19 protein-coding genes and 2 tRNA genes are annotated in these 22,258 nt (G+C 57.9%); 18 read left to right on the top strand and 3 right to left on the bottom strand.

The genetic code is table 11. From position 1 onward, the window contains the following. Window positions 1-51: 51 nt before the first annotated feature. Window positions 52-573 carry an outer membrane protein assembly factor BamE gene (locus BLT55_RS17060; RefSeq protein WP_054084830.1) on the bottom strand — a complete coding sequence of 174 codons (522 nt, stop codon included), beginning with the start codon at window positions 571-573 and terminating at the stop codon, window positions 52-54. 98 nt (window positions 574-671) lie between these two features. Between BLT55_RS17060 and fur the strand changes: the two genes are divergently transcribed. After that, complete coding sequence (fur, locus tag BLT55_RS17055; protein WP_007249039.1) at window positions 672-1,079, top strand: ferric iron uptake transcriptional regulator; 408 nt, start codon at window positions 672-674, stop codon at window positions 1,077-1,079. A gap of 48 nt (window positions 1,080-1,127) precedes the next feature. Here fur and recN read toward each other — a convergent pair whose 3' ends face one another. Further along, on the bottom strand, window positions 1,128-2,801 hold the full coding sequence (gene recN, locus BLT55_RS17050) for a DNA repair protein RecN (RefSeq protein ID WP_055000364.1): 1,674 nt from the start codon (window positions 2,799-2,801) through the stop codon (window positions 1,128-1,130). 270 nt (window positions 2,802-3,071) lie between these two features. Between recN and grpE the strand changes: the two genes are divergently transcribed. The 7 genes from grpE (at window position 3,072) to greA (ending at window position 13,140) form a co-directional block, all read left to right on the top strand. Continuing rightward, window positions 3,072-3,635 (top strand): nucleotide exchange factor GrpE, encoded by a 564-nt coding sequence (gene grpE, locus BLT55_RS17045; protein WP_007249037.1) that lies wholly within the window; start codon window positions 3,072-3,074, stop codon window positions 3,633-3,635. A gap of 110 nt (window positions 3,636-3,745) precedes the next feature. Beyond that, on the top strand, window positions 3,746-5,665 hold the full coding sequence (dnaK, locus tag BLT55_RS17040; protein ID WP_055000363.1) for a molecular chaperone DnaK: 1,920 nt from the start codon (window positions 3,746-3,748) through the stop codon (window positions 5,663-5,665). A gap of 325 nt (window positions 5,666-5,990) precedes the next feature. Further along, window positions 5,991-7,130, top strand: a complete 1,140-nt coding sequence (gene dnaJ, locus BLT55_RS17035) for a molecular chaperone DnaJ (protein ID WP_055000362.1) — start codon at window positions 5,991-5,993, stop codon at window positions 7,128-7,130. Window positions 7,131-7,151: 21 nt separating this feature from the next. Further along, window positions 7,152-7,955, top strand: coding sequence for a 4-hydroxy-tetrahydrodipicolinate reductase (dapB, locus tag BLT55_RS17030; protein ID WP_055000361.1), 804 nt, complete (start codon window positions 7,152-7,154; stop codon window positions 7,953-7,955). Window positions 7,956-8,171: 216 nt separating this feature from the next. Then, window positions 8,172-9,308 (top strand): glutamine-hydrolyzing carbamoyl-phosphate synthase small subunit, encoded by a 1,137-nt coding sequence (carA, locus tag BLT55_RS17025; RefSeq protein WP_007249033.1) that lies wholly within the window; start codon window positions 8,172-8,174, stop codon window positions 9,306-9,308. Window positions 9,309-9,445: 137 nt separating this feature from the next. After that, window positions 9,446-12,667, top strand: coding sequence for a carbamoyl-phosphate synthase large subunit (gene carB / locus BLT55_RS17020; protein ID WP_007249032.1), 3,222 nt, complete (start codon window positions 9,446-9,448; stop codon window positions 12,665-12,667). Further along, window positions 12,664-13,140 carry a transcription elongation factor GreA gene (gene greA, locus BLT55_RS17015; RefSeq protein WP_007249031.1) on the top strand — a complete coding sequence of 159 codons (477 nt, stop codon included), beginning with the start codon at window positions 12,664-12,666 and terminating at the stop codon, window positions 13,138-13,140. Before carB ends, greA begins: the two co-directional genes overlap by 4 nt. A 77-nt stretch (window positions 13,141-13,217) precedes the next feature. Here greA and BLT55_RS17010 read toward each other — a convergent pair whose 3' ends face one another. After that, on the bottom strand, window positions 13,218-13,529 hold the full coding sequence (locus BLT55_RS17010) for a YhbY family RNA-binding protein (RefSeq protein ID WP_002555133.1): 312 nt from the start codon (window positions 13,527-13,529) through the stop codon (window positions 13,218-13,220). Window positions 13,530-13,633: 104 nt separating this feature from the next. On the opposite strand from BLT55_RS17010, the gene rlmE reads away from it, so the two are divergent. The 10 genes from rlmE to nusA all read left to right on the top strand — a co-directional run bounded on the left by rlmE (window position 13,634) and on the right by nusA (window position 22,244). Further along, window positions 13,634-14,284: a 23S rRNA (uridine(2552)-2'-O)-methyltransferase RlmE gene (rlmE, locus tag BLT55_RS17005; RefSeq protein ID WP_005888982.1), complete on the top strand. Its 651-nt coding sequence runs from the start codon at window positions 13,634-13,636 to the stop codon at window positions 14,282-14,284. A gap of 193 nt (window positions 14,285-14,477) precedes the next feature. Further along, window positions 14,478-16,382: an ATP-dependent zinc metalloprotease FtsH gene (gene ftsH / locus BLT55_RS17000; protein ID WP_055001429.1), complete on the top strand. Its 1,905-nt coding sequence runs from the start codon at window positions 14,478-14,480 to the stop codon at window positions 16,380-16,382. Window positions 16,383-16,390: 8 nt separating this feature from the next. After that, a complete protein-coding gene (gene folP / locus BLT55_RS16995; protein WP_055001430.1) occupies window positions 16,391-17,242 on the top strand; it encodes a dihydropteroate synthase in 852 nt (283 codons plus the stop codon). A 16-nt stretch (window positions 17,243-17,258) separates the two neighbouring features. Beyond that, entirely contained in the window at window positions 17,259-18,602 is a 1,344-nt protein-coding gene (glmM, locus tag BLT55_RS16990) for a phosphoglucosamine mutase (RefSeq protein ID WP_055001431.1), read from the top strand. 66 nt (window positions 18,603-18,668) lie between these two features. Continuing rightward, window positions 18,669-19,424, top strand: coding sequence for a triose-phosphate isomerase (tpiA, locus tag BLT55_RS16985; protein ID WP_055001432.1), 756 nt, complete (start codon window positions 18,669-18,671; stop codon window positions 19,422-19,424). Between the two features lie 4 nt (window positions 19,425-19,428). Then, a complete protein-coding gene (secG, locus tag BLT55_RS16980) occupies window positions 19,429-19,809 on the top strand; it encodes a preprotein translocase subunit SecG (RefSeq protein ID WP_074800684.1) in 381 nt (126 codons plus the stop codon). A gap of 47 nt (window positions 19,810-19,856) precedes the next feature. Further along, a tRNA-Leu gene (locus BLT55_RS16975) sits at window positions 19,857-19,942 on the top strand. 95 nt (window positions 19,943-20,037) lie between these two features. Then, window positions 20,038-20,114, top strand: a tRNA-Met gene (locus BLT55_RS16970). Between the two features lie 130 nt (window positions 20,115-20,244). Continuing rightward, entirely contained in the window at window positions 20,245-20,703 is a 459-nt protein-coding gene (rimP, locus tag BLT55_RS16965) for a ribosome maturation factor RimP (protein ID WP_005888991.1), read from the top strand. Between the two features lie 59 nt (window positions 20,704-20,762). Further along, entirely contained in the window at window positions 20,763-22,244 is a 1,482-nt protein-coding gene (nusA, locus tag BLT55_RS16960) for a transcription termination factor NusA (protein ID WP_007249023.1), read from the top strand. Window positions 22,245-22,258 lie beyond the last annotated feature (14 nt).

Genomic DNA, 22,258 nt, shown 5'->3' with positions numbered 1-22,258 from the left:
CATGCACAAAAAAGCCCGGCGTGCCGGGCTTTTTGCTGAGCGTCTGCAGGACTACCGGGTGTTGGTGTCCAGAGGCTCTTGAGTCGGGACCGGTACGGTCTCGACGCTGTCGACGTCTTTCTGGATAGTATCCAGCAGCGAGCCTGGTTTGGCGGGCTCTTCTGGCTTCTGCTGAGGCTGAGCCTCTGCCGGAGCGGTGCCGTCAGTGCCTTTGCCGAGAATGGCTTCGTCGCGGCTGACGCCTGGCATGAAGTCACCGGACAGGCTGACGAGCTGGTCATTGCCGTTGAATATCAGGCTGACGCGCTCTTGCTGGCGTTCACCGCCACCTGGCTGCAGGCTATACAGGTAATCCCAACGATCGGCATGGAATGTGTCGGTCAGCAGGGGATTTCCCATGATAAACCGTACTTGCCGCCGGGTCATTCCGGGGCGCAACTGGTCTATCATGTCCTGCGTGACGACATTACCCTGCTGGATGTCGATTTTGTAAACCCCGGGGAATGAACAACCGGCGAGTGCGAGCAGTCCCACGAAGGTGAAACTGGTTAGCAAGAGCTTGGTGTTTTGCATCGGTGGGCGACTTCCACTATCTTGGCTGGGACAACGTAAACCCCGATCATACCTGCATTAAGAGAAGCTGCGAAGCAGCGTCTGCGAGAAAGCTGACCATGGTTGAAAATAGCGAACTACGTAAAGCAGGACTCAAGGTGACTCTGCCTAGGGTCAAAATACTCCAAATGCTCGATTCTGCCGAGCAGCGCCACATGAGTGCCGAGGATGTTTACAAGGCTCTCATGGAGGCTAGCGAGGATGTCGGCCTGGCCACGGTCTACCGTGTCCTGACCCAGTTTGAAGCCGCTGGATTAGTGGTTCGCCACAATTTTGATGGTGGTCATGCTGTGTTCGAGCTGGCTGATGGCGGCCACCACGACCACATGGTCAACGTGGAATCAGGCGAGGTGATCGAATTCTTCGACGAAGAAATCGAGAAGCTTCAAAAAGCGATCGTCGAAAGACACGGCTTTGATCTGGTCGACCACAATCTGGTGCTCTACGTCCGTAACAAAAGGGCGTAACACTTGGCGACAAAGGCGACCTGGGGTCGCCTTTGTGCTTTCTATTGCTCAGCTTTTAGCCGTTACGACCATTTTTTTGGCGTGAGCCAGCGATTCCTTGGTCAGATCGATGCCGCCGAGCATCCGCGCTACTTCTTCTATGCGCTCGGTCTTGGTGAGCTTCGACACTGCCGTGCGGGTTGCATCGTTATCCCTGACCTTGTGCACGAACAAGTGCTGATGGCCTTGCGCTGCAACCTGCGGCAAGTGCGTCACGGTCATGACCTGGCCGCGCTCGCCCAGTCGGCGCAGCAACTGGCCCACAATTTCAGCCGTCGGCCCGCCGATGCCCACGTCGACCTCGTCGAATACCAGGGTTGGCACGCGTGACGTCTGGGCAGTGATGACCTGAATCGCCAGGCTGATGCGCGACAGTTCGCCGCCCGATGCAACTTTCGCCAGTGCTTTCAAGGGCTGCCCGGGGTTCGCGCTGACCAGCAGTTCTACCTGTTCCAGGCCATGAGGAAGGGGGTCGGCGCTCGCGTTGGGTTTCAGCTCGATCTGGAAGCGTCCGCCCGGCATGCCCAAGCGATGGATTTCCTGTTCGACGGCGCTGGCCAGTCTGGTGGCCGATGCACTGCGCAGGTCGCTCAGTTCACGGGCCTTTTCCTGATAGTGGCGCGCGAATGCCTGAACCTCGTGCTGTAAACGCTCGATGGATTCGTCGTTGGCGTTCAGCGTCTCGATTTCATCCAGCAGCTTTTGTTGCAGGGTCGCCACTTCGCCCGGCTGAATACGATGCTTGCGCGCCAGGGTGTAGATGGCGTCCAGCCGTTCTTCGAGCTGCTGCAGCCTCGCCGGGTCGGCATTGAAGTGGTCCAGAAAGCGGTTCAGCTCACCGACCGCTTCTTCTACCTGAATCTGCGCACTGGACAGCAGGTCTGTGGCTTCGCTCAGCGCGGAGGGCGAATGATCGACGCTGCCGAGACGGTGCAGGCTGGCGGTCAGGGCGTTGAGTACATTGCCGGAATCACTTTCGCTGCATTGCTCGACGACCTGGCGGCAAATGCTCAGCAGGCTTTCGGCATTGGTCAGGTCCTTGTGTTCCTGCTCGAGCTGCTCCAGCTCGTTCTCGCCCAGGCTCAGGCTTTCCAGTTCTTCGAGCTGGTAGCTGAGCAACTGATGGCGTGCACGCTGCTCGTCGCCGGAGTTGGACAGGCGCTCCAGCTCTTGCCGCGTCTGACGCCAGCGCTGGGCGGCGAGGTGCACTTGTCGCGCGAGGTCGGTCGCGCCCGCGTATTCGTCCAGCAGGCGTCGGTGGGTATCGGTCTTGAGCAGCGACTGGTGTTCATGCTGGCTGTGGATATCAATGAGCAATTCGCCCAGTGCTTTCAGATCACCCTGGGGGCAGGGCGAGCCGTTGATGTAAGAGCGCGAACGACCTTCGGCGGTGATCACGCGGCGCAGAATGCACGGGCCGTCATTGTCCAGGTCGCGCTCTTTCAGCCAGGCCTCGGCCTCGGGAATATCGCCCAGATCGAAGGTGGCGAGGATATCCGCCTTGTCAGCCCCCGGCCTGACCACGCCGCTGTCGGCCCGGTCGCCGAGTGTCAGCCCCAGAGCGTCGAGCATGATCGACTTGCCAGCGCCGGTTTCGCCGGTGATGACGCTCATGCCCCGATCCAGTTCAAGATCAAGGTGTTCGACGATGGCGTAGTTATGTACGGAAAGGTGCACCAGCATTGAGCGGCTCCCGGGCTGATTGTCTGGTTATTTATACAGTGTTTTATTTGCTGCTGACAATGCCCTGCCTTAGCTCGTTTTGGTTGGTCCTGACTGTTTTTTAGTCGCTCTCGTAGCGGAGTGCGAGTTTCTTCATGGCTCGAATCCGGATTTTTTGTCAGGGAATGCGTATCTCGATCACATGAGCCCCTTGAACCGGAAAAATCCGCTCCCATATAGGTGGGCAGAAGCGCGAGTCGGGATCGCGGACGTTTTTAGAGGAGAACACATATGGCTGACGAACAGAATCTGGATGCGCAGGCTCAGGATCAGGCTGCCGAGGCAGGTACGGGTGAAGAATTGACAACCCGCGTGCAGGTGCTCGAAGAGCAACTGGCTGCCGCGCAGGACCAATCCCTTCGAGTGGCTGCGGATCTGCAGAATGTCCGCCGCCGCGCAGAACAGGATGTTGAAAAGGCTCACAAGTTTGCGCTGGAAAAATTTGCCGGTGATCTGTTGCCGATCATCGACAGTCTGGAGCGAGGGCTCGATCTGTCCAATCCGGACGACGAGAGCATTCGCCCGATGCGCGAAGGCATCGAACTGACCTTGAAGATGTTCCAGGACACCCTCAAGCGTTATCAGCTCGAAGCCATTGATCCGCATGGTCAGCCGTTCAGTGCCGATCAGCACCAGGCAATGGCCATGCAGGAAAGTGCAGATGTAGAGCCCAACACGGTGCTCAAGGTGTTTCAGAAGGGTTATCAGCTCAATGGTCGTCTGTTGCGCCCGGCCATGGTCGTGGTCAGCAAGGCACCATCGCCTGCAACGCCGTCAATTGACGAGCAGGCTTGAAATAAGCTGTGAGGCCCCCATTTAAAGGTCAAGCGTTTAAGAGCTACCGCACGTTGTAAATGCACGTGCGGCAACCACATTCAAATTTTGCAAGTTTCGGGAGAGTCAAGATGGGCAGAATTATCGGTATCGACCTGGGGACCACCAACTCCTGCGTCTCCATTCTGGAAAACGGCAACGTCAAGGTTATTGAAAACGCCGAAGGCACCCGCACCACGCCTTCGATCATCGCGTATGCCAATGATGGCGAAATTCTGGTCGGTCAATCCGCCAAGCGCCAGGCGGTCACCAACCCGCACAACACGCTGTACGCAGTAAAGCGTCTGATCGGCCGCAAGTTCGACGAGCAAGTCGTTCAGAAAGACATCCAGATGGTCCCTTACAAGATCGTCAAGGCTGACAACGGTGATGCCTGGGTTGAAGTGAATGGCCAGAAAATGGCACCTCCTCAGATTTCCGCTGAAATTCTGAAAAAGATGAAGAAGACTGCCGAAGACTACCTCGGTGAAGCTGTGACCGAAGCGGTGATCACCGTTCCGGCCTACTTCAACGACAGTCAGCGTCAGGCAACCAAGGACGCTGGCCGTATCGCCGGTCTGGACGTCAAGCGCATCATCAACGAACCGACCGCAGCCGCTCTGGCTTACGGCATGGACAAGGCCAAGGGCGATCACACCGTCATCGTGTATGACCTGGGTGGCGGTACGTTCGACGTCTCGGTTATCGAGATCGCTGAAGTCGATGGCGAGCACCAGTTCGAAGTGCTGGCAACCAACGGCGACACCTTCCTCGGCGGTGAGGACTTCGACATTCGTCTGATCGATTATTTCGTCGACGAATTCAAGAAAGAAAGCGGCATGAACCTCAAAGGCGACCCGCTGGCGATGCAGCGTCTGAAAGAAGCTGCCGAGAAAGCCAAGATCGAGCTGTCGTCCAGCACTCAGACCGAAGTCAACCTGCCGTACATCACAGCAGACGCTTCCGGTCCGAAGCACTTGGTCGTCAAAATCTCGCGTTCCAAGCTCGAATCGCTGGTTGAAGACCTGGTTCAGCGAACCATCGCACCGTGCGAAATGGCGCTTAAAGATGCTGGTATCGACCGTAGCAAGATCAACGACGTGATTCTGGTCGGTGGTCAGACTCGTATGCCGCTGGTGCAGAAGCTGGTGACCGAGTTCTTCGGTAAAGAAGCACGTAAAGACGTCAACCCGGACGAAGCGGTTGCCATGGGTGCTGCTATTCAGGGCGCGGTTCTGGCAGGTGATGTCAAAGATGTTCTTCTGCTCGACGTCAGCCCGCTGACGCTGGGTATCGAAACCATGGGCGGCGTGATGACTGCGCTGATCGAGAAAAACACTACGATTCCTACCAAGAAATCCCAGGTGTTCTCGACGGCCGATGATAACCAGAGCGCTGTGACCATTCACGTGCTGCAAGGTGAGCGTAAGCAAGCGGCGCAGAACAAGTCGCTGGGCAAGTTCGATCTGGCCGAGATTCCACCTGCTCCACGTGGCGTGCCGCAGATCGAAGTGACCTTCGACATCGATGCAAACGGCATCCTGCACGTTGGCGCGAAAGACAAGGCGACCGGCAAGCAGCAGTCCATTGTGATCAAGGCCAACTCCGGTCTGTCCGAGGAAGAAATTCAGCAGATGGTTCGTGATGCTGAAGTCAACTCCGAAGAAGATCGCAAGTTCGAAGAGCTGGCCTCTGCCCGTAACCAAGGTGACGCGCTGGTCCACTCGACTCGCAAGATGATCGCGGACGCGGGTGACAAGGTCACTGCTGAAGAAAAGACTGCGGTCGACGCTGCGCTGGTTGCTCTGGAAGCTGCCATCAAGGGTGACGACAAGGCGGCTATCGAAGCCAAGGTCGAGGAGCTGTCGAAGGTTTCCGCGCCAATCGCTCAGAAAATGTACGCCGAGCAGGCCGAGAACCCTGAAGCAGCCGCGGCGGGCAAGCCTGCTGACGAAAACAAGGCTGACGACGTGGTCGACGCCGAGTTTGAAGAAGTGAAAGACAACAAGTAAGCGCAGGCTCACTTGAAAGCCGGTTGACCTCTTTAGAGCGGTGGCTGGTAGGATGTCGCCGCGCGGGAGCTTGCTCCCGCGTTGGCGTGTCTGGAACAAGCAAAAATTCCGGCGTGCGGATTTGCTCCGCAAGCCACGTGGCAAGATCGCGACGCTCCTGCGTGGCGAATCATTCTGCCGCTTTCTCGGTCAGTCAGATCTGGCTGTTGAACGAAGACCAGGATCGTTGAATCGACGTGAGTTGGGTCCGGGCCTGTAGGGGGCTCAACGAGTTTGGCAAGGCTCAGGAGAGTGCGCCGAACGTCCTCAAGAGTGCGGAAGAATTATGGCTAAGCGTGATTACTACGAAGTATTGGGCGTGGAGCGAGGCTCCAGCGAGGCGGACCTGAAAAAGGCCTACCGTCGTCTGGCGATGAAGCATCACCCCGACCGTAACCCTGATGACAAAGAGTCTGAAGGGTTGTTCAAAGAGGCCAATGAGGCCTACGAAGTACTGTCCGACGCCAGCAAACGCGCTGCTTACGACCAGTACGGCCACGCCGGTGTCGACCCGAGCATGGGTGGCGGCGGTGGTTTTGGCGGCGGTGCCGGTGGCGCCAACTTCTCCGATATCTTCGGTGACGTATTCAGCGACTTCTTCGGTGGTGGCCGCGGTGGTGGCGGTGGTCGTGGCGGCGCTCAGCGCGGCAGCGATCTGCGCTACACGCTGGAGCTGAATCTGGAAGAAGCGGTTCGCGGCACATCCGTGAATATCCGTGTTCCGACGCTGGTCAACTGCAAACCTTGCGACGGCAGTGGCGCCAAGAAAGGCTCGTCTCCGGTGACGTGCCCGACGTGTGGCGGTATCGGTCAGGTGCGTATGCAGCAGGGTTTCTTCTCTGTGCAGCAAACCTGCCCGCGTTGCCATGGTCAGGGCAAGATCATTTCCGATCCGTGCGATTCGTGCCATGGCGAAGGCCGTGTCGAAGAGTACAAGACGCACGCCGTCAAAGTGCCGCCAGGTGTTGATACCGGCGATCGCATTCGCCTGTCGGGCGAAGGTGAGGCGGGTGTGCAGGGCGGGCCGACCGGCGATCTGTATGTCGTGATCAGTGTCCGTGAACACGCCATCTTTCAGCGCGACGGCAAGCACCTTTATTGCGAAGTGCCGATCAGCTTTACCGATGCAGCGCTGGGCGGCGAGCTTGAAGTGCCGACGCTCGATGGTCGCGTCAAGCTGAAAATTCCAGAGGGCACCCAGACCGGCAAGCAGTTCCGCTTGCGTGGCAAGGGCGTGGCTCCGGTGCGTGGCGGTGGTGCGGGCGACTTGATGTGCCGCGTTGCGGTCGAGACGCCGGTCAACCTGAGCAAGCGTCAACGTGAACTGCTTGAAGAGTTCCGCACATCGCTTGAAGACGACGAATCTCACTCTCCCAAGGCCAGCGGCTGGTTCGAGGGTGTGAAGCGTTTCTTCGGCGATCTGTAAGGTTATCAACAGGAGCAGGGCATGCGACGTATTGCTGTAGTAGGCGCCGCCGGGCGCATGGGCAAAACCTTGATCGAAGCGGTTCAGCAGGCGCCGGGCGCCGGGCTGACCGCTGCTGTTGATCGCCCCGACAGTACGCTGGTCGGGGCCGATGCCGGTGAGTTGGCGGCATTGGGTCGTATCGGTGTGCCGTTGTCGGGTGATCTGGCAAAAGTGGCGGATGAGTTCGATGTGCTGATCGACTTCACCCACCCGTCAGTGACCCTGAAAAATCTGGCGTTCTGCCGCAAGGCAGGCAAGGCCATGATTATCGGCACCACAGGTTTCAGCGCGGAAGAGAAGCAGCGGCTGGTTGAAGCGGGCAAAGACATTCCGATCGTGTTTGCCGCCAATTTCAGCGTCGGTGTGAACCTCTGCCTGAAGCTGCTCGACACGGCGGCGCGCGTTCTGGGCGATGAGGTCGATATCGAAATCATCGAGGCGCATCACCGGCACAAGGTTGATGCGCCGTCCGGAACCGCCTTGCGCATGGGTGAAGTGGTCGCCAATGCGCTGGGTCGTGATCTGGAAAAGGTCGCCGTTTATGGTCGTGAAGGTCAGACCGGCGCGCGTGATCGCGAGACCATCGGGTTTGCGACGATTCGTGCGGGCGACGTGGTCGGTGACCATACCGTGCTGTTTGCTGCAGACGGTGAGCGGGTCGAGATCACTCACAAGGCATCCAGTCGCATGACCTTCGCCAAAGGCGCGGTCCGCGCTGCAATGTGGCTCGACGGCAAGGCGCCCGGGCTTTACGACATGCAGGAGGTGCTGGGTCTGCATTGATCTTGTGCAGGGCCTTTCAAGGCCGTGTCGCATTTTCCCGCTTTTCAGGCTCATTGGTGGTAGACCAAAATGGGCCTTTTCTGTAAGCTACAGCTTTAGTGTGTCCACTAAAAGCGCGCAGATGATTCCATAAGAAAGCGGGGTGACGTAACTACGTCATTCCGCTTTTTTGCAGCCTGCGATCGCCCTTTCAGGTTTTATTTACGGGAGGTCTTCTTGACTAAGCCAGCCATACTCGCCCTTGCTGATGGCAGCATTTTTCGCGGCGAAGCCATTGGAGCCGACGGTCAGACCGTTGGTGAGGTGGTGTTCAACACCGCAATGACAGGCTATCAGGAAATTCTTACCGATCCTTCCTACGCCCAGCAGATCGTTACTCTGACTTACCCGCATATCGGCAACACCGGTACTACGCCTGAAGACGCCGAGTCTGATCGCGTCTGGTCCGCCGGCCTGGTCATTCGTGACCTGCCACTGGTCGCCAGCAACTGGCGTAACAAGCTGTCCCTCGGTGATTACCTGAAAGCCAACAACGTCGTTGCCATTGCCGGCATCGACACGCGTCGCCTGACCCGCATCCTGCGTGAGAAAGGCGCCCAGAACGGCTGCATCATGGCCGGCGACAACATTTCCGAAGAGGCAGCCATTGCCGCTGCTCGCGGCTTTCCGGGCCTCAAGGGCATGGACCTGGCCAAGGAAGTCAGCACCAAAGACACTTACGAGTGGCGCCACAGCGTGTGGAACCTGAAGACCGACAGCCATCCTGAAATTGCCGCGTCCGAGCTGCCGTATCACGTTGTTGCTTACGACTACGGCGTCAAAGTCAACATCCTGCGCATGCTGGTCGAGCGCGGATGCCGAGTGACTGTCGTGCCTGCGCAAACGCCTGCCAATGAGGTGCTTGCCTACAAGCCGGATGGCGTTTTCCTGTCCAACGGCCCAGGCGACCCAGAGCCGTGCGACTACGCCATCAAGGCGATCAAGGAGGTGCTGGAAACCGAAGTGCCGGTGTTCGGCATCTGCCTCGGTCACCAACTCCTCGCGCTGGCTGCGGGGGCCAAGACCGTGAAAATGGGTCATGGTCACCATGGCGCAAACCACCCCGTTCAGGATCTGGACACCGGCGTCGTCATGATCACCAGCCAGAACCACGGTTTTGCGGTGGACGAAGCGACTCTGCCGGGCAACGTCCGCGCCATCCACAAGTCGCTGTTCGACGGCACCCTGCAGGGTATCGAGCTGACCGACAAGAGCGCGTTCAGCTTCCAGGGTCACCCTGAGGCGAGCCCGGGCCCGAACGATGTTTCGCCTCTGTTCGATCGCTTTATCGACGCCATGGCCAAGCGCCGCTGACCGGTTGCCTTGAGACTGTAATACGCAGGTGCCCAGGGCGGCCCCGGACCCAGTGTCCGGTCGCTGCCGCCCAGGCCACCTCAGATAAACGTTCAAGACGGCTTGCCGACTGAACCTGCGGATTTGAGTGACCACCCATGCCAAAACGTACAGACATAAAAAGCATCCTGATTCTCGGCGCCGGCCCCATCGTGATCGGCCAGGCCTGTGAATTCGACTACTCCGGCGCCCAGGCCTGCAAGGCTCTGCGCGAAGAGGGCTACCGCGTCATCCTGGTGAACTCCAACCCGGCCACCATCATGACCGACCCGGCCATGGCCGACGCCACGTACATCGAGCCGATCAAGTGGCAGACCGTTGCCAAGATCATCGAAAAAGAGCGTCCGGATGCCTTGTTGCCGACCATGGGCGGCCAGACTGCGCTGAACTGCGCACTGGACCTGGAGCGCGAAGGCGTTCTGGAGAAGTTCGGCGTCGAGATGATCGGTGCCAACGCCGACACCATCGACAAGGCCGAAGACCGCTCGCGTTTCGACAAGGCCATGAAGTCCATCGGCCTGGCCTGTCCGCGCTCCGGCATCGCGCACAGCATGGAAGAGGCCAACGCGGTTCTCGAGAAGCTCGGCTTCCCGTGCATCATTCGTCCTTCGTTCACCATGGGCGGCACCGGTGGCGGTATCGCGTACAACCGTGAAGAGTTCGAAGAAATCTGCGCCCGTGGTCTGGACCTGTCGCCGACCAAGGAACTGCTGATCGACGAATCGCTTATCGGCTGGAAAGAATACGAAATGGAAGTTGTCCGCGATAAAAAGGACAACTGCATCATCGTCTGTTCCATCGAAAACTTCGACCCGATGGGCGTGCACACCGGTGACTCGATCACCGTTGCGCCGGCACAGACCCTGACCGACAAGGAATACCAGATTCTGCGTAACGCCTCGCTGGCGGTACTGCGCGAAATCGGCGTCGAAACCGGCGGCTCCAACGTTCAGTTCGGCATCTGCCCGGACACCGGCCGTATGGTTGTGATCGAGATGAACCCGCGCGTGTCGCGTTCCTCGGCGCTGGCTTCCAAGGCCACCGGCTTTCCGATTGCCCGGGTCGCTGCCAAGCTGGCCGTCGGTTACACCCTCGACGAACTGTCCAACGAGATCACTGGTGGCAAGACCCCGGCGTCTTTCGAGCCGTCCATCGACTACGTCGTCACCAAGCTGCCGCGCTTCGCTTTCGAGAAGTTCTCCAAAGCCGATGCTCGCCTGACCACGCAGATGAAGTCTGTCGGTGAAGTCATGGCCATCGGCCGCACGTTCCAGGAATCGCTGCAGAAAGCCCTGCGCGGTCTGGAGGTTGGCGTTTGCGGTCTTGATCCGAAGCTTGATCTGAGCCATCCGGACAGCATGAGCACTCTCAAGCGCGAGCTAACCGTGCCGGGTGCCGAGCGTATCTGGTACGTCGCTGACGCATTCCGCGCGGGCATGTCGGTTGAAGACATTTTCGCGATGAACATGATCGACCCTTGGTTCCTGGTGCAGATCGAAGATCTGGTCAAGGACGAAGAGAAGGTCAAGACCCTGGGGCTGTCGGCGATCGATCGCGACCTGATGTTCCGTCTCAAGCGCAAGGGCTTCTCCGATGCGCGTCTGGCCAAGCTGCTGGGCGTGACCGAGAAAAACCTGCGCACGCACCGTCACAAGCTGGAAGTGTTCCCGGTCTACAAGCGCGTCGACACGTGCGCCGCCGAATTCGCAACCGACACCGCGTACCTGTATTCGACCTACGAGGAAGAGTGCGAAGCCAACCCTTCGACGCGCGACAAGATCATGATCCTCGGCGGCGGCCCGAACCGTATCGGCCAGGGTATCGAGTTCGACTACTGCTGCGTACACGCTGCACTGGCGCTGCGTGAAGACGGTTACGAGACCATCATGGTCAACTGCAACCCGGAAACCGTTTCCACCGACTACGACACCTCTGACCGTCTGTACTTCGAGCCTGTAACGCTGGAAGACGTGCTGGAAATCGTGCGCGTCGAGAAACCGAAAGGCGTGATCGTCCAGTACGGTGGCCAGACGCCATTGAAGCTGGCGCGTGCCCTTGAAGCCGCCGGTGTGCCGATTATCGGCACTAGCCCTGATGCCATTGACCGTGCAGAAGACCGCGAGCGCTTCCAGCACATGGTCGAGCGTCTGAACCTGCGTCAGCCGCCCAACGCCACCGTGCGCAGCGAAGACGAAGCGATTCGTGCGGCTGCGAAGATCGGTTATCCGCTGGTGGTGCGCCCGTCCTACGTGTTGGGCGGTCGTGCGATGGAGATCGTCTATCAGGAAGACGAACTCAAGCGTTACCTGCGTGAAGCGGTTCAGGTCTCCAACGACAGCCCGGTGCTGCTGGATCATTTCCTCAACTGCGCCATCGAAATGGACGTCGATGCGGTCTGCGACGGTACTGACGTGGTGATCGGCGCGATCATGCAGCACATCGAACAGGCGGGCGTTCACTCCGGTGACTCCGCGTGCTCGCTGCCGCCGTACTCGCTGCCGGCGCATATCCAGGACGAGATGCGCGAACAGGTCAAGAAAATGGCCTTGGAGCTGGGTGTCGTCGGCCTCATGAACGTACAGTTGGCACTTCAGGGCGAAGATATCTACGTCATCGAAGTGAACCCGCGTGCCTCGCGTACCGTACCGTTCGTGTCCAAGTGCATCGGTGTTTCCCTGGCCATGATCGCTGCGCGCGTGATGGCCGGCAAAACCCTGAAAGAGCTGAACTTCACCAAGGAAATCATCCCGAATTTCTACAGCGTGAAAGAAGCGGTGTTCCCGTTCGCCAAATTCCCTGGCGTTGACCCGATCCTTGGCCCGGAAATGAAGTCGACCGGCGAAGTGATGGGCGTGGGCGATACCTTCGGTGAGGCGTTCGCCAAAGCCCAGATGGGTGCCAGCGAAGTGCTGCCGACCGGCGGTACTGCGTTCATCAGCGTACGTGACGATGACAAGCCGCTGGTGGCGGGCGTTGCTCGCGACCTGATCGACCTGGGCTTCCAGATTGTTGCGACAGCAGGCACAGCCAAGCTGATCGAGGCGGCCGGCCTGAAGGTGCGTCGCGTCAACAAGGTAACCGAAGGTCGTCCGCATGTGGTCGACATGATCAAGAATGATGAAGTCACCCTGATCATCAACACCACCGAAGGTCGCCAGTCGATCGCGGACTCTTACTCCATCCGTCGCAATGCCTTGCAGCACAAGATTTACTGCACCACTACCATCGCAGCAGGCGAAGCGATTTGTGAAGCGCTCAAGTTCGGTCCAGAGAAGACCGTGCGTCGCTTGCAGGATCTCCATGCAGGATTAAAGGCATGATCAAATACCCTATGACAGTCCAGGGCGCTCGTGCCCTGGAAGAAGAACTGGCACACCTGACCAAGGTCGTGCGTCCCAAGTTGAGCCAGGACATCGGTACCGCGCGCGAGCTGGGCGACCTCAAGGAAAACGCCGAATACCATGCTGCCCGCGAGCAGCAGGGCATGGTCGAAGCGCGTATTCGTGATATCGAAGGCCGTATGCAGAACGCCGTGGTGATCGATGTCACCACCATCGAGCCGACCGGAAAGGTGATTTTCGGTACAACGGTCGAGATCGCCAACGTCGAAACCGATGAGCGCGTGACCTATCAGATCGTGGGGGAGGACGAGGCGGATATCAAGAAGGGCAAGATTTCAGTGGGCTCGCCCATTGCTCGCGCCTTGATTGCCAAGGAAGAAGGTGACGTCGTTGTGGTGAAAACGCCGAGTGGCGTCATCGAATACGAAATCATCGAAGTGCGTCATATCTGATGCGAGTGCCCGCTTCGGCGGGCGCTTTCAGCGGTAAAACGCGTCAGGGCACGCACGAAGCGGCCCTGGCGTGTATTTTATCCGTGTGCGCGGTGGACGTTGGACAGTTGCTTGTTTACCTTTGGGTTCTTGCGATAGATCAACGCCATTTTGCCGATGACCTGTACAAGGTCGGCTGAGCCAGCCTTGCACAATTCTGCAACGGCACCCAGACGGCTTTCGCGGTCGAGGATGTTGAGTTTGATCTTGATCAGCTCGTGATCGCTCAATGCGCGTTCAAGTTCTGCAAGCACACCTTCAGTCAAACCATTGTCCGCCACGATCAATACCGGTTTCAGATGGTGGCCAATGGACTTGTACTGTTTCTTCTGCTCTGGAGTGAGCGGCATAATCTGACCTCTGCGTCTGATCTTTTAAAAAGCGGCGGCCAGTTTACCCGAGCGAGTCCGGGACCGCCCAGTTAATCACGACTCGTTTATTTTTGAGGTGCCCTGTGGCCCGTTCCAAGACAAGCCATAACTGGCTCAAAGAACACTTCGACGACAAGTACGTCAAAATGGCACAGAAGGACGGCTACCGTTCACGTGCCAGCTACAAGCTTCTCGAGATTCAGGAGAAGGACAAGATTATCCGTCCGGGCATGACCGTGATCGACCTTGGCGCCGCGCCAGGCGGCTGGTCGCAGGTGACCAGTCGTCTGATTGGCGGGCAAGGGCGTTTGATTGCTTCTGACATCCTCGAGATGGACAGCATCCCTGACGTAACCTTTATTCAAGGCGATTTCACCGAAGATGCCATTCTGGAGCAGATCCTGGAAGCGGTCGGTAATACGCAGGTAGACCTTGTGATTTCCGATATGGCCCCCAATATGAGTGGATTGAGCGCTGTAGACATGCCGCGTGCAATGTTTCTCTGTGAATTGGCGCTCGATCTTGCCGGTCGGGTACTGCGTCCCGGTGGCGATTTTCTGATCAAGGTCTTCCAGGGTGAAGGCTTCGATGTCTACCACAAGGATATTCGCAAGCTGTTCGACAAGGTGCAGATGCGCAAGCCTTCGTCGTCGCGCGACCGTTCGCGTGAGCAATACCTGCTGGCGCGTGGCTTTCGCGGAATCGATGGTGCGGCCAGCATCGAGCGTTTTTGATAAGGCGCGATAGCTTTTTTCAAATAGCGTTGCCGATGCAGCATGAACGAACATTATGGTGTCAAAGTTTCACAAAGGGTTACAGACGGTGTCTGCCGCATCTGTAGGTTCTGTAGTAAGTTAGGCCGGTGAATATCATGCGAGGCACGCTTGCTGCGTGGAGCTTGCTTCAGAGGGTAGCTAATTGAACGATATGGCAAAGAATTTGATCCTGTGGTTGATCATCGCGGCTGTCCTGGTGACGGTGATGAACAACTTCTCCAGCCCGAACGAGCCGCAGAACCTCAACTATTCCGAGTTCATCCAGCAAGTGAAGGATGGCAAGGTCGAGAAGGTTTCTGTTGACGGCTATGTCATCACGGGCAAGCGCAGCGACGGCGACACCTTCAAGACCATCCGCCCGAACATCCCGGACAACGGTCTGATCGGCGATCTGGTCAGCAACAACGTCGTGATCGAAGGCAAGCAGCCTGAGCAGCAGAGCATCTGGACCCAGTTGCTGGTGGCCAGCTTCCCGATTCTGGTGATCATCGCTGTCTTCATGTTCTTCATGCGTCAAATGCAGGGCGGGGCGGGCGGCAAAGGCGGCCCGATGAGCTTTGGCAAGAGCAAGGCGCGTCTGCTGTCCGAAGATCAGGTCAAGACGACCCTGGCAGACGTTGCCGGGTGTGACGAGGCCAAGGAAGAAGTGGGCGAACTGGTCGAGTTCCTGCGCGATCCGGGCAAGTTCCAGCGCCTGGGTGGCCGGATTCCTCGCGGCGTGTTGATGGTCGGCCCACCGGGTACGGGCAAGACGCTGATTGCCAAAGCCATTGCCGGCGAAGCGAAAGTGCCGTTCTTCACCATCTCCGGTTCCGATTTCGTCGAGATGTTCGTGGGTGTCGGTGCGAGCCGCGTCCGTGACATGTTCGAACAGGCCAAAAAGCACGCGCCGTGCATCATCTTCATCGACGAAATCGATGCGGTCGGTCGCCATCGCGGCGCTGGCATGGGCGGTGGTCACGATGAGCGTGAGCAGACTCTCAACCAGTTGCTGGTTGAGATGGATGGCTTCGAAATGAATGACGGCATCATCGTCATCGCTGCGACCAACCGTCCGGACGTTCTGGACCCTGCGTTGCTGCGCCCGGGTCGTTTCGACCGTCAGGTGGTAGTAGGTCTGCCGGACATCCGTGGTCGTGAGCAGATTCTCAAGGTTCACATGCGCAAAGTGCCAATGGGCGAAGACGTCAATCCAGGCGTTATTGCTCGCGGTACGCCGGGTTTCTCCGGTGCTGATCTGGCCAATCTGGTCAACGAAGCGTCGCTGTTCGCTGCTCGCTCCGGCAAGCGTGTTGTCGAGATGAAAGAATTCGAACTGGCCAAAGACAAGATCATGATGGGTGCCGAGCGCAAATCGATGGTCATGTCCGACAAAGAAAAACGCAACACGGCTTACCACGAGGCGGGTCACGCCATCGTCGGTCGCTTGGTGCCTGAGCACGATCCGGTCTACAAGGTGTCGATCATTCCTCGTGGCCGTGCCTTGGGTGTGACCATGTTCCTGCCGGAAGAAGATCGTTACAGCCTGTCCAAGCGGGCGCTGATCAGCCAGATCTGCTCGCTGTACGGCGGTCGTATCGCTGAAGAAATGACGCTGGGCTTTGATTGTGTCACGACAGGTGCGTCCAACGACATCATGCGTGCCAGTCAGATCGCCCGGAACATGGTGACCAAATGGGGCTTGTCTGAAAAGCTTGGCCCGTTGATGTACTCCGAAGACGAAGATGCGGGCTATCTGGGTCGCGGCGGCAGTCAGAACTCCAGTGTTTCTGGTGATACCGCCAAGCTTATCGACTCTGAAGTGCGTAGCATCATCGATCACTGCTACGGTACCGCCAAGCAACTGCTGACGGACAACCGTGACAAGCTTGAAGCGATGGCCGATGCACTGATGAAGTACGAGACCATCGATGCCGATCAGATCGACGACATCATGACGGGACGTCCGCCACGTGAGCCGCGCGACTGGGGCGGTGGTTCGGGTACCAACGGTACGCCGATCACGCCTGACCCTCGTCCGGAAACGCCAATCGGCGGTCCTGCCGCTGAGCATTAAGGTCTGACATGACTTCTGCGCTGTACCCGACCCGGTTGCCTTGCGGCAACCGGGTTCTTGATTTGGCCCATACGCACGTCATGGGTATTCTCAATGCAACCCCTGACTCATTTTCGGACGGTGGTCGCTACAGTCAGCTCGATGAGGCGTTGCGGCATGCCGAGTCTATGGTGCGGGCGGGTGCGACGCTGATCGATGTCGGTGGCGAGTCCACGCGTCCAGGCGCGCGTCCGGTCTCTGCTCTGGAAGAGGTCGAGCGAGTCGCACCGATCGTCGAGATCATTGCGCGTGAGCTCAACGTTATCATCTCGGTTGATACGTCCACGCCTGAGGTCATGCTGGAGACGGCTGCGCTCGGCGCGGGAATCATCAACGACGTGCGCTCACTGCAGCGCCTTGGTGCGCTTGAGGCAGCTGCAAGCACTGGCCTGCCGGTTTGCCTCATGCATATGCTGGGTGAGCCAGGCACCATGCAGGATGATCCGCATTATCAGGATCTGGTGGGGGAGGTCAGTGCCTTCCTGCTTGAGCGCATGCAGCAATGTGTGGCTGCCGGCATTGCCCGTCACCAGATAATCCTCGATCCGGGTTTTGGTTTCGCCAAGACTCTGGCGCACAATCTGAGCCTGTTCCGCCACCTGGACGTGCTGCATGCGCTGGGTCAGCCACTTCTGGTGGGGGTGTCGCGCAAGAGCATGATCGGCGCGGTGTTGAACCGTCCGGTCGACCAGCGCCTCTTTGGCGGCCTGGCGCTCGCTGCATTGGCGATGACCAAAGGGGCAAAAATTCTACGTGTGCACGATGTCGCCGAAACGGCTGACGTGGTGCGCATGATCGCAGCTGTCGAAGCAGCTGAATAACAAGAGTGGGGCATCCATGAGTACCAGAAAATATTTCGGAACCGACGGCATTCGTGGTCGTGTAGGGCAGTTCCCGATCACTCCCGAGTTCATGCTCAAGCTGGGCTGGGCTGCGGGCATGGCGTTTCGCAAGATGGGCGCGTGCCGGATTCTCGTTGGCAAGGACACGCGTATTTCCGGTTACATGTTTGAATCCGCACTTGAGGCCGGTCTGTCTGCAGCCGGTGCCGATGTTCTGTTGCTCGGACCGATGCCGACTCCCGCCATTGCTTACCTGACGCGCACCTTCCACGCCGAAGCGGGCATCGTCATCAGTGCGTCGCACAACCCGCATTACGACAACGGCATCAAGTTCTTCTCGGGCCAAGGCACCAAATTGCCGGACGAGATTGAAATGATGATCGAGGAATTGCTCGACGCCCCGATGACCGTGGCCGAGTCCGAAAATCTCGGCAAAGTCTCGCGCATCAACGATGCGGCGGGTCGATACATCGAATTCTGCAAGAGTAGTGTTCCGACCAGCACCGACTTCGCCGGCCTCAAGGTGGTTATCGACTGCGCGCACGGTGCCACTTACAAGGTTGCGCCCAATGTATTTCGTGAGCTGGGTGCCCAGGTCGTGGTGCTTTCTGCGCAGCCTGACGGGCTCAACATTAACAAGGACTGTGGTTCCACGCACATGGAAGCGCTGCAGGCCGCGGTGGTCGCGCAAAACGCTGACATGGGCATCGGCTTCGATGGCGATGGCGACCGCGTACTGATGGTTGACCACACCGGCACCGTCGTGGATGGCGATGAGCTGCTCTACATCATTGCTCGCGATCTGCACGAGCGTGGCCGCTTGCAGGGTGGCGTGGTCGGGACGCTGATGAGCAATCTCGGCCTTGAGCTTGCCCTCGCGGAACAGAATATTCCGTTCGTGCGCGCGAATGTCGGTGACCGGTATGTCATTGCCGAGCTGCTTGAGCGCAATTGGCAGATCGGTGGCGAGAACTCGGGGCACATTGTGTGCTTCCAGCATGCCACGACAGGCGATGCGATCATCGCTTCTTTGCAGGTCATACTGGCCCTTCGTCGCAGTGGCATCAGCCTGGCCGAGGCGCGTCTTAAGCTGCGCAAGTGCCCGCAGATCCTGATCAACGTGCGTTTCGAAGGTTCGAGTGTCGACCCGGTTTCGCACCCGGCGGTGCAGGACGCCTGTGCACGTGTCACCGAGCAGATGGCGGGTCGTGGCAGGGTCCTGCTGCGCAAGTCCGGCACCGAGCCGCTGGTGCGCGTGATGGTCGAAGGTGAAGACGAAGCGCAGGTCCGCGGCTATGCCGACGAGCTCGCAAAACTGGTTGCTGAAGTTTGCGCCTGATTTCGGCTTGCCAGTGTCGAAAGTGTTGGGTAACATCTGCGCCCACTTTGACCCACGAGGTGTAGCATGCGCCGCCCAATGGTAGCTGGTAACTGGAAAATGCACGGTACCCGCGCCAGCGTCGCTGAGCTGATCGAGGGGCTGGGCAAGCAAGTGTTGCCGGGCAACGTCGATGTTGCCGTGATGCCTGCGAGTCTGTTTATCAATCAGGTGGTCGAAGGCCTTCAGGGGACGTCGATCATCACAGGTGCGCAGGATGCAGCCATACAGGCAGCACAAGGTGCACTGACCGGTGAAGTTGCATCCAGTCAGTTGGCCGATGCAGGTTGCAAGCTGGTTCTGGTCGGGCACTCCGAGCGCCGCCAGTTGATCGGCGAGCAGGATGATGTGCTCAACAAGAAGTTTGCAGCGATCCAGGCAAGCGGTCTCACGCCAGTGCTTTGCGTAGGCGAGACGCTTGAGGAGCGCAAGGCAGGGCAAACGCTTGAGGTTGTCGGGCGTCAGCTTGACAGCGTGATCGCCGAGTTCGGCATCGACGCACTGGTCAATGCAGTAATTGCCTACGAGCCAGTCTGGGCCATTGGTACCGGACTGACCGCTTCGCCTCAAGATGCGCAGGAAGTGCACGCAGCCATTCGTGCGCAACTGGCGAAAGAGAATGCCGAAGTCGCACAAGGCGTGCGACTTCTCTATGGCGGCAGCGTGAAGGCGGCCAATGCGGTCGAGCTATTCAGCATGCCGGATATCGATGGGGGGCTCATTGGTGGAGCGTCCCTGAATGCAGATGAGTTCGGTGCGATCTGTCGCGCCGCGGGAAACTGAGAAAATGCTGGAAACAGTCGTAATTGTTTTTCATCTGATGGGCGCGCTGGGCGTTGTTGCTCTGGTATTGCTGCAGCAGGGTAAAGGTGCCGACGCAGGTGCGTCTTTCGGAGTAGGTGCATCAAATACTGTCTTCGGAGGTCAAGGAACCTCTACCTTTCTCAGTAAGTTTACTGCTATACTCGCCGCATGTTTTTTCATAACCAGCTTGGGGTTAGGTTACTTTGCTAAAGAGAAAGCTCAACAGCTGACTCAAGTAGGTTTGCCAGATCCAGCGGTATTGGAAGTGAAGCAAAAACCGGCGGCAGATGATGTGCCGGTGCTCGAAGCGCAAAAGCCAGCAGTTGTTCCTGCTGACGTACCTCCAGCTTCAGGGCAAAAGTAAAAAAGAATTCGGCGATGTTTTTTGCGAGATCGCCAAAGAGTTGTAATGCCGAGGTGGTGGAATTGGTAGACACGCAACCTTGAGGTGGTTGTGCCCAATGGGTGTAGGGGTTCGAGTCCCCTTCTCGGTACCAATTAACAAGGAAGCCCGCATTAGCGGGCTTTCTTGTAGGTGGATGTTGGATTGACCCAGCAATGGATCGGTCGTATACTTCCGCCCCAGCTTTGTCGCGGGGTGGAGCAGTTTGGTAGCTCGTCGGGCTCATAACCCGAAGGTCGTTGGTTCAAATCCAGCCCCCGCAACCAGTTTTAGCGGAGCCCCTTTTAAGGGGCTTTTTGTTAGCTGGACAGTACATGACGTCGATGTTCAGCGGCGTTTTCAGGGATGGGCTTTTGCCCATTTTTTTATTTTTAAAGCATGCACGAGGGGGTTCAGGTGTCGAGCAAGCTAGAACAGTTGCAGGACTTGTTGGCCCCGGTGGTCGTGGCCCTAGGCTATCAATGCTGGGGGATCGATTTCAGTTCCCAGGGCAAGCATTCGGTGCTGCGCATTTATATCGACAAGGAAGGTGGTGTTCTGGTCGACGACTGCGCAATCGTCAGTCGCCAGATCAGCGGTGTGTTGGACGTAGAAGATCCAATCAGCACCGAGTACACCCTTGAAGTATCTTCTCCTGGCATGGAGCGCCCGCTGTTCACCATTGAGCAGTTTGCTTCGTACGCCGGGGAACAAGTGAAAATAAAGCTGCGCTCGCCCTTTGAAGGCCGACGCAACTTTCAAGGCCTTCTCCGCGGGGTGGAGGAGCAGGATGTCGTGGTGCAGGTTGAAGACCATGAATTTCTGTTGCCGATCGACTTGATCGACAAGGCCAACATTATTCCCACGTTTGACTGAGACGTGCCGGTTACTGCGGATCCCGCGGATCCAATGGCTTGCGAAAGGCGAGGCGTACGATGAGCAAAGAAGTACTGCTGGTTGTTGAGTCGGTGTCCAATGAAAAGGGCGTTCCGGCTAGTGTGATTTTTGAAGCGCTGGAACTGGCTCTGGCCACGGCCACCAAAAAACGTTTTGAAGATGAAGTTGAACTCCGTGTAGAGATCAACCGCCAAACAGGTAATTACGAGACTTTCCGTCGCTGGACAGTTGTCGAGGACGAAGATCTGGACGATCCGGCTTACGAGCTGGCCGTTGATCAGGCCCAGGCCAAAAAGCCGGGTGCCGTTGCTGGCGATCTGATCGAAGAAAAAATCGACTCCATCGAATTTGGTCGTATCGCTGCACAGACTGCCAAGCAAGTCATCGTGCAGAAAGTTCGTGAAGCCGAGCGCGCACAGGTCGTCGACGCTTACCGCGAGCGCCTGGGTGAAATCATTTCTGGTACTGTTAAAAAGGTTACGCGTGACAATGTCATCGTCGACCTGGGTAACAATGCCGAGGCATTGCTGGCGCGTGAAGACATCATTTCCCGGGAAACTTTCCGTGTTGGTGTCCGCATGCGTGCTTTGCTCAAGGAAATTCGCACTGAAAATCGTGGCCCTCAGCTGATTCTGTCGCGTACTGCGCCAGAGATGCTGATCGAGCTTTTCCGCATCGAAGTGCCGGAAATTGCCGAAGGTCTCATCGAGGTGATGGCTGCCTCTCGTGACCCGGGTTCACGTGCAAAAATCGCTGTTCGCTCCAAGGACAAACGAATCGATCCGCAAGGTGCCTGTATCGGCATGCGCGGTTCGCGCGTTCAGGCTGTTTCCGGCGAGCTGGGTGGCGAGCGTGTGGATATCGTGCTCTGGGACGATAACCCGGCGCAGTTCGTGATCAATGCAATGTCCCCTGCAGAAGTAGCGGCAATCATCGTAGATGAAGATGCGCATGCAATGGATATCGCCGTTGGCGCGGACAACCTGGCCCAGGCGATTGGTCGTGGCGGTCAGAACGTTCGTCTGGCAAGCCAGTTGACTGGCTGGACCCTGAACGTAATGACCGAATCGGACATCCAGGCCAAGCAGCAAGCTGAAACCGGTGACATCCTGCGCAACTTCATCGAAGAGCTCGAAGTCGATGAAGAACTGGCACAGGTACTGGTTGATGAAGGCTTTACCAGCCTGGAAGAGATTGCCTACGTACCGTTGGAAGAAATGCTCAACATCGACGGCTTTGACGAAGATATCGTCAACGAGCTTCGCGCTCGTGCCAAGGATCGTTTGTTGACCAAAGCCATCGCTACAGAGGAAAAGCTGGCAGACGCCCATCCGGCCGAAGACCTGCTCTCGCTTGAGGGTATGGACAAGGATTTGGCGATGGAACTGGCGGTGCGCGGCGTAATTACCCGCGAAGACCTGGCCGAGCAGTCTATAGACGATCTGCTCGACATCGACGGCATTGACGATGATCGTGCCGGCAAGTTGATCATGGCCGCCCGAGCCCATTGGTTCGAGTAAGTAAGAGCGGCCTG

This window comes from Pseudomonas cannabina, from assembly GCF_900100365.1.
Taxonomy (GTDB): Bacteria; Pseudomonadota; Gammaproteobacteria; order Pseudomonadales; family Pseudomonadaceae; genus Aquipseudomonas; species Aquipseudomonas cannabina.
This window is presented reverse-complemented; position numbering and strand designations above follow the sequence as displayed.